2 protein-coding genes are annotated in these 9,173 nt (G+C 37.8%); both read left to right on the top strand.

Going from position 1 to position 9,173, the window contains the following annotated elements:
• Positions 1 to 4,884: mucin-binding protein (locus FC45_RS06970; protein ID WP_155517712.1), on the top strand; the 4,884-nt coding region annotated here is incomplete at its 5' end.
• Between the two features lie 348 nt (positions 4,885 to 5,232).
• Positions 5,233 to 9,173 (top strand): YSIRK-type signal peptide-containing protein (locus FC45_RS07890; protein ID WP_236694521.1); only part of this gene is annotated, 3,941 nt, incomplete at its 3' end.

Consider the following 9,173-nt stretch of genomic DNA (forward strand, 5'->3'; position numbering starts at 1 on the left):
CAATCTATTAAGCAAACTGTTCACTTCACTAGAACTGCAAGTGTCAACGCTGCTACTGGTGCAACTACTTACAGTGCTTGGACAGTTGATGGTACTGATAGTTGGGATGCTTACACTGCCGACGATGTGAATGGCTACACTACTTACGTAGATGGCAAGGAGGGCAAGGATGTTGCTAGTCAAACAGTTACTGCTTACACTGGTAACCAAACTGTTAACATCACTTACACTGCAAATGCTAAGAGTGTACAAATTGTTTATGTTGATAAGACTGGTAAGCAACTTGGTAGTCAAACCATTAATGGTCACACTGGTTCTACTGAAAATGTAACTCCAGTACTTCCATCTGGTTACCAAGTTCCTAAGGATGGTAAGCAAGTTCCAACAACTATTACCTTCCCAGGTGATGGTTCTGACTTAACTAACATCACAATCACTGTTGAACCAACTCAGCACACTTACAACCCAGGCGATAAGGACCTCGATAAGGAAGTTAGCGCTGAAGTTAGAGACAAGATGTTTAAGACTGTAACTAGAACAGTTAACATCTATGTACCTAACGAAAAGGGTCAAGAAGTTAAGACTACAATTGTTCAAGAAGTTCACTTTGCAAGACCAGTAACTGTTTATGGTGATGGAACTGTTCAATATGCCAAAACTTGGACACCACAAGGTGAGACTAAGTTTGATGCAATTAATGTTGATAACTTCAGAGGTTACGATGCTAGTGTCGATGGCACTACCCCAAGTGAACAAGTTCCAGAAGTAGATAACATTCCTGCTGAAACCCCTGATTCAACTATCGATGTTCACTACTTGCCACAAGATCAAAAGGTAAGATTTAAGGTTGTTGATATTACTGATAACAAGGAAATCACTGACCTTAACATTACTAATGATCTTGAAAGTCCAGTAATCACTGGCAAATCTGGTACTGAAATTCCAACTGACAAGGTTAAGGCTTACGTTGACCAAATCAAGAAGTTGATGGAAGCTCGCGGTTACGAATTTGATAGTGCAATTTACCCAAGTGACTTCGACAAGGATAAGAGTGTTGATCAACAAGTTATCTTGAACTTCCGTCATGCTAAGAAGAACTTCGAAGGCACTGACACTATTCCTGACAACGTCAAGAAGGGTGACAATACTGCCTTAACTAAGTCCGACTTAACTCGTGATGTAACTCGTAAGATTATCCTTCACACACCAAATGGTGATGTTGAATTTACTCAACATGTAACTGCTCACAGAACTGCTACTGTTGATGAAGTAACTCATGTTGCTACATTAGGTGACTGGACTACTCCAGACTTTGCAAGTCAAGATGTACCAAGCTACAGAGGCTACACTGCTAAGATTGGTGATACTACTGTAACTAGTGTTTCAAGTGCTCCAGTTGCTTATGTAAATGACGAACCTCAAAACGCTAGTGATGTAGTTGTTGACTACGTTGGTCAAACTGGCGCAACTCAAATTGACTTCGTTGATAAAGACGGCAAGATCGTTGGTTCATCTAAGTCATTTGAAGGTCAAGTTGGTCATGATGTAACTATCTCAGGTGTAACTGTTCCTGATGGCTGGAAGTTAGCTGAAGGTTCAACTATTCCAAGTTCAGCAACTGTTTACGCTGATGGTCGTCATGTCAAAGTCCTAGTGGTTCACGATACTGAAAATGTACCAAGCACTAAGATTCCAGATGGCACTACTAGGTCGGATGGTTCTAAGTTAACTGAAACTGACTTGAAGCATGACATCGTAAGAAAGATTACTCTTAATAAGCCTGCTGGCACTGAAGTTGTAATCCAACACGTTGTCTGGAGCCGTGAAGCAATTGTTGATAAGGTAACTCATCAAGTTGTGGGCTACACGGATTGGACTTTGAACACTCAAACTCCAACTGAAAGCCAAGATGGCAAGACCACAACTCAATATGGTCCAACTTGGAAGCCAATTCATACAGATGCTATTAAGGTTGCTGGTTACACTCCAACTACTGATCAAGTAACTGAAGTAACTCCAGGACCAAACGCTAATAACGATGAAATTACTATCAACTATGTTGCTCAACCTGCTACAGTAAAGGTTATTTACCACGACGACAAGGACAATAAGGATGTTGCCTTTGACACAATCATTGGTAAGAAAGATGGTTCAAAGAGCACTTACGATTATCAAGTTCCAAATGGCTATCAATTAGCTGGTGATAAGACAAGTGCAGAATTTAGCTTCGATGGCGAAGATCACTATCTAGTTGATGGTGGTCAAGCAATCGATGCCAAGACTCCATTTATAATTCACTTGACTCACAAGACTGAAACTTTTGATAAGACTAGCCATGCAGGATTTGATGATAGCGACTTTGAAAGAACTGTCGAACGTCATGTACGTATCCACATTCCAGAACATCTTGAAGATCCATCAGTCTTAGGTTCATTCTTACAACCTGGTCAAACCTTCGAAGTAGTTCAATCAGTAACTTACGAAAGAACTGCAACTAAGGATGACGCAACTGGCAAGATTATATTTAGTGATTGGACAATTGCTGATACTAGTGGCAATGTCACTGAAAATGACGATGGCAGTGTCGACTTCAAGGCTGTTGAAGCTGGACAATTAGCTGGCTACACTCCAATGACTTCTGCACAAGAAGTAGCTAAAGTAACAGCTGATAGCCGCGTAAGCGACCTTGACATCTACTACGTAGAAAACGGCACAACCATTACCATCTCAGCTCGTGACAATGACACTAAGAGCTACTTAACTATCCCAGATGAATTGCAAACCACTTTGACCTTCCCAGATGTAACTGGCAAGGACCAAGGTCAAAAGAGCCTTCAAAGTGATGTCACTGCAATTACTGCATACTTCGAAAAGAAGGGTTATGACTACGTAGATGTAACTCAAGATGGCAACCACTACACTATCAACTTCAAGCACCATATCGATCACTTCACTGGTGATACTTGTCCTGATATTCCAAGTGACCTTGATTCAGCAATTAAGCAACCACTTACTGCAGATGTTCACCGTGAGATTGAAGTTCACCTTCCAGGTCAAACTGATCCGGTAATTATCACTCAAACTGTTCATGCTCATAGAACTGTAAGTGTTGACCGTGCTAAGCTCGCTAAAGGTGACGCTGACGCAGTCAAGTACGATGACTGGGTATTTGACGATGGTGATAAGTTCAAGGCTATGCCTGAAGCAATTCAAGGCTATAAGACTTTGATTAACGGTGTTGAAGCTAAGGATAAGAATGGTACAGTTCCTGAAGCTAGTGCTAAGGATAAAGGCGGTAACCCAGCTGATGGTCAAAAGGTAGTAGTAACTTACCAAGCAGATGTTGCTAATGCTCAAATCCACTACATCGATACTGATGACGGTAATAAGGAAATTGGTACTGCTCAAGAAGTATCTGGACATAGTGATGAACAAAAGACTGTTGATACTAAGTTACCTGATGGTTATGAATACGTTGACCCAAGTCAAAAGCAAGTAACTATCAAGTTTAGTGACGATGGTTCAGTCGTAAGCGTCAATGTCTTGCTCAAGCACAAGAAGGTAACTACTGATAAAGTACCTGAAGGCATCAAGAAGGAAGACGGTACAGACTTAACTGATGCTGACTTGACTAAGACAGTAACTAGAACATTCGATGTTCTTGCTCCAGAAGGTTCTAAAGTCGATGTTCCAGATAAGCAAACCGTAACTTACAAGCGTAGCGTAACTTACGACCCTGTAACTAAAACAGTTCAAAGCTTCGGCGACTGGACTGCAGAAGGTACTGACACTTGGTCACAAGTTGATGTCCCTCAAGTTAAGGGTTACACCAGCGTTGTTGATGGAACTCCAAGTCAAGTAGTTGCTAAGGTTGACAAGCCTCAATCTGACGTAACTGTTAAGATTACTTACAAGGCTGGTCAACAACAAATTAGAGTTATCGCTGTTGATGATAAGACTGGTGCACCAATTATTATTCCTGTTGATGGACAAGCTCTTCAAACTATCATCTATGGTCAAACTAAGGCAATAGTTGATAAGGCTCAAGCACAATCTTACATTGAAGCTATCATTTACCGTTTGACTAAGCTTGGTTGGATATACGATGGTCACACAGAAGTGCCAACACTCTTCGATGATGATTCATCTAAGGATCAAAACATCGTAATTGGTTTTCACGCTGAAATCGATGACTACAAGCCAAATGATAAGCTTCCAGATGGTGCTAAGGATCCTAACAACAAGGCTGATCAAATCGTTAGAGAAATGACTAAGACTCGTACAATCATCTTCAAGGATGAAAAGGAAAATGTTACTAAGAAGGTAGAACAAAAAGTTGATTTTGTTCGTGATGTCTTCATTAACAAGGTAACTAACCAAGTTGATCATTATGGTGATTGGCAATACAAGGATTCTAATGTCAAAACTTGGGATGCATACGACATCAACAAGCCAGGTTACACTGCAACTGTAATTGACACTACTGATATTAAGAATCCTAAGCCACTTGCTAAGAGCGAGATTGACAAGCAAGTAGTTGATGATAAGTCTTCAGATATCGAGCTTACAGTAACTTACACCAAGAATCCTGTTAAGGAGGATAGTGGTAATAACCACGGTGGCAATACTTCAAGCGGAGAAAATGGTCATAAGAGTGGTAACACGCCTGAAATTTCTAACGGCAAAGGTGTTAAGACTACACTTCGTGGTATTAAGACTCCTAAGAGAGCCACTCTTAGATCTTCTAACTTAGTTGGTAAGAATGCTAGAAAGCTTCCACAAACCGGTTCAGATAAAGAAGCATCTGCTGCTCTTGGTCTTGCAGCTCTTGGAATGAGTTCAGCATTAGCTTATGCAAGTAAAAGAAAGAAGAGGAGAAATTAACAAAATAGAATAAAAATATAATTAATAGTGAAGTATTCATTTCGGTGAATGCTTCACTATTTTTTTATGTAAATTAATAAAGGATTTTAAAATTAAAGTGTTATTTGATTAAATTTTAATAGGACGATTTTTTTGAAAATGAAAACGATTTATGTCTTTATATATGCTTGTGCAATCAATAGTGGGGGGGTAAAATAGAGCCTGCACGCCAAAAAATATATGTGTATTTTATTAATTGTTAAAGTGTTTTATTATATAGACACATAGTTATGATGGTGGTAGTTTATAAATGAATTAAATGGTTTCTAAGGGGTTGGAAATCATTTTTTAGGAAAGGGGTTATTTAGAATGAGAGTTTCTAAAAATAATATAAAAAACAAACTGTCTCAAAGCGCTACTAGAACACAACACTTTAGTATTCGTAAGCTGAGTATAGGTGCTGCGTCAGTTCTTTTGTCAACTAGTCTTTACTTTGGATTGAGTGGACATGCGTCAGTTTTTGCTGATACTTCTACTGCACAATCAACAAGTGAAACTTCTAGTTCAAGTTCTGCTACACAAAATGGAAGTTCAGGATCTAGTTCGAGTTCTACTACACAAAGTGAGAGCTTAGAATCTAGTTCAAGTGATGCAAGTTTGACAAGTAAGTTATCATCTTCCACAACAGATGAAACTTCAACTGATTCTGTACAAAGTAGTAATAATGTTGATACTAATAGTATTTCAAGTGTATCTAATACGAATAGTGTTAATGCAATTTCTAGTGATTCAAACAGTATTAATCTAGCTGAAAATGGAAAGATCACCTTAAGTAAGACTACTATTGGTAACGATGGAACCACTGGTAGTAATCGAAGTATCATAGGACATCTTAATTTAGCTACTGTTCATATTGGGGATGTTTATAAAATTACTATTCCTAAAAGTAGTACTTATTCGAGCACAGGAGTTACTGCACCGGCTTCAAGTACTAACTTTTCTGTAGAAACTTCAACTGATGAGAATAATTGGTATATTACTGTTAAAGCGTTAAATGATAGTAGCCATGCTGATATTCGTTTTGTTATCAATGCGGAATCAAGTAACTATACTGACACAGGTTTGGTTAAGGATAAGGATGGTTTATTAACTGATGTTGGAACTAAAACCTATAATATTGTGGTTACTGGAACAGATGTTAATGGTAATGACTTAGGTTCTGTATCTTCGCCAAATTATCAAGCAATTGTTAAACCTCAATTTAATGATATTACTTATACTTCAAATAGTGGAATTAAAGATAATGTTGCGGTAGCAAATAGAGAGTTATCATACACTATTAACGTGCATGAAGCAGTTGGTCTTGCTGATAATACTTCTTACCTTACTGGTAAAGTGGCTAAGCGCGTTAATCATGGCTCTATCATTACCATTCCAATGCCAAAGGGCTTTGTTTTAAATGTTGCTGATACCCAAGCTGCTAATGAAAGCGGGGTAACTTTCAGTCAGGATAGTGATGGTAACGTTATTATTAATGCTTCAAAAGCTACTGGGGATTTAGCATATAACTCAAGTGCTGGTTATGTGATTAAGGGTAGCTATAACATTGATACCCCAGAAAATGATACTACTTTAACCGCTAATGGTCCGATTACCGTTAAGCAAATAATTGACGATAATGGCACCACTATTACAGGTACAGGTACTAGCGTAATTACTCAAGTGATTGTAGGCAAGAATAGTGACTATGATGGTAAAATTACTTTTAGTTGGTCAAAAGAAGTAGAATTATATCCATATGGTTATTCCTATAGTACTAAAAAGATCTTAGATGGTAAGTACAATAATGCAGTGCTTGCCCAATATACTGCTACTAACAATTCATTAACTAGGGATGTAACTAATCCGACTATTACGGTAAATGTTCCAGATGGGTTAGCTGTTACTTCATTTAATATAAGTGATAAGAGTACAACAAGTGTTGGTACTAAGACTTATACTATTTACTATGAAGATGGTACTAGTGAAACAGGTACAGCTACAGATGATTCACAAGTGGGTAATGGTAAGACTATTAAACAAATTATTGTTAAGGCTGAAACTTTACCTTCATTGAGTAGTATTTCTATAACTACTTGGGGAAATACTGCTGAAACTTATCGTGATGGTACTAAAACAGGTGCCGGTTTCACTTTAAAAGATAGTGCAAGTTTTACTGGTAATGGCGTAAACGAGACAGATGGTTCAGTTATTTATAATATTGATCCTCTTTCTGAATTGAAAGCTAAAGCTTCATTTGGTGGACTAAGTAGAGGCAATGATAATCGTTCAGACTTTTATCAGGTATACTTTGCAAACGGCTCTGGTAAAATTGCTAATATCAAAGATCCTGTCTTCTACTATGTATTACCAACCGGTGTCTACTTTAATGGTACGATTACTAATCTACAAGGTAATCCAACAATTACTACTGATACAGTTAATGGACACCAAATTGTAAAAGTTGATTATACTGGAACCAATACTAGCTATAAGTTAGATACTGGTAATGGTATTGGTAATATGAATTTAGGAGTTAATGGGGATGCCAGTAACGGCACTTACACTGTTGAAGGTTTTATTAAATCTCCAGAAACTGTCCTTGACAATGATTCAGCTTCAAAAGCTTCAGATGTTAGTGCTGATTATTTTGGTGGTAGTGTAGATAATGTTTACTACATTGGTCAGGCAACTTTTCCAGTTACTGCTATTTCCAGTTTATCTCCAGTTGCTTTGATTTCTGGGAACAAGGATCATGGCTTTTTAAGTGGTAAGGGTAGTTCTGATGATAAAGGTTCTACTGCAATGCAGATTGGCTTTAACATTATTAATAATGAGAGCACTATTGCAGATGGTGACGTAATGTACCTTAATATTCCAAGTAATGGATTGTTTAAGGTAACTGGTCCTGTAGTTGCACCATCAGGTTTAACTGGATACACAATTTACTACTCAAAATCAGCTACTGACTTAAATAATGCCAAAGTTACCGACCTTGATAACAGTAGTGTTTGGACAAGCGATACTTCAAATTGGACTGCTGAAGATTGGGCACAAGTAAAATCTGTTGCGGTTTCACTTCCAAATATTGCTGGGAATACTAATACAGGTCGCTTTATTATTAATGGAGAAGATCCAACTATAGCTCAAGATGCAGGTAAAACTTTAGCTGTTGCAAGCGCAATTGCAAATCCAAATAGTAAGACGATTGTTGTTAGTGAATCAAGTAATAGTGCCCCTAAATTGACCATTTCAGGTACTTCAACTATCAAGACTGCACTTAAATACACTGATGCAGATGGTCAAACTCACACTATCAACTTGAATTACACTAAGCAATATCAAGATAATTCATCAACTATGAATTATAGTGATTTCCCAAGCACGATTAATGGCTTTAATAGTGAAGACCAAGCTATTATTAACGCTTTAATTGCTAAAGGATATAAATTTGTTCCATTAAGTGATACTAATAACACTATCTTGAATAATGGTGGTCAAACTTGGAAGACAGATATTAATACTGCGCCTGATGGTAGCGCAACTTGGGGTGGTCAAGTTAAGTACTACTTCGATGGTGATACTGTCGTTTATACTTTGGCACACCAAGAAATACCTGTAACTCCAAATGGCGGTAAGAATAGTTCAGATAAGATTCCTAATGAATCAGGCAAAAATTACCCAAATGGTGTAACTAATAAAGATTTAACTAAGACTGTTACTCGTACTATTAACATTCACAATATTGACGGTACGACTACTACAATTACGCAAGATGTTAAGTTCAAGAAGACTGCGTATGTTGATGCTGTAACCGGTAAGATTACTGGCTATAGTGATTACACAAGCTTTGATGATAATAATGGCCAATATGCTGAACGAACATTTACTACACCAGCTGGTTACTCAAGCAATGTAACTTACAAGAATACTAATACTACTGACACCACTTCAGGCAAGGTAACTACTGAATCAGCTACTGATAAAGATGGTAATCCAGTAGATGAAACTGTTGATGTTAAGTTTATTGCCCAAGACCAAAACATCACTATCAAGTATGTTGATGATGACAATAATGGTAGTCAAGTAGGCGATAATCAAACTGTAAAAGGTAAGACTGATGAAACCGTAAAGCCTGAATATACAATTCCAGATGGATATGATTATGTGTCTGGTAAAGTTGATAGTCACACTATGATTGCTGGCGATAATACTGTTATTACCGTTCACTTGAAGCACCACCATGATTTAACTACTAAGACTATCAATAA

Origin of the sequence: Lactobacillus jensenii DSM 20557 (genome assembly GCF_001436455.1) — a bacterium.
GTDB classification, from domain to species: Bacteria; Bacillota; Bacilli; order Lactobacillales; family Lactobacillaceae; genus Lactobacillus; species Lactobacillus jensenii.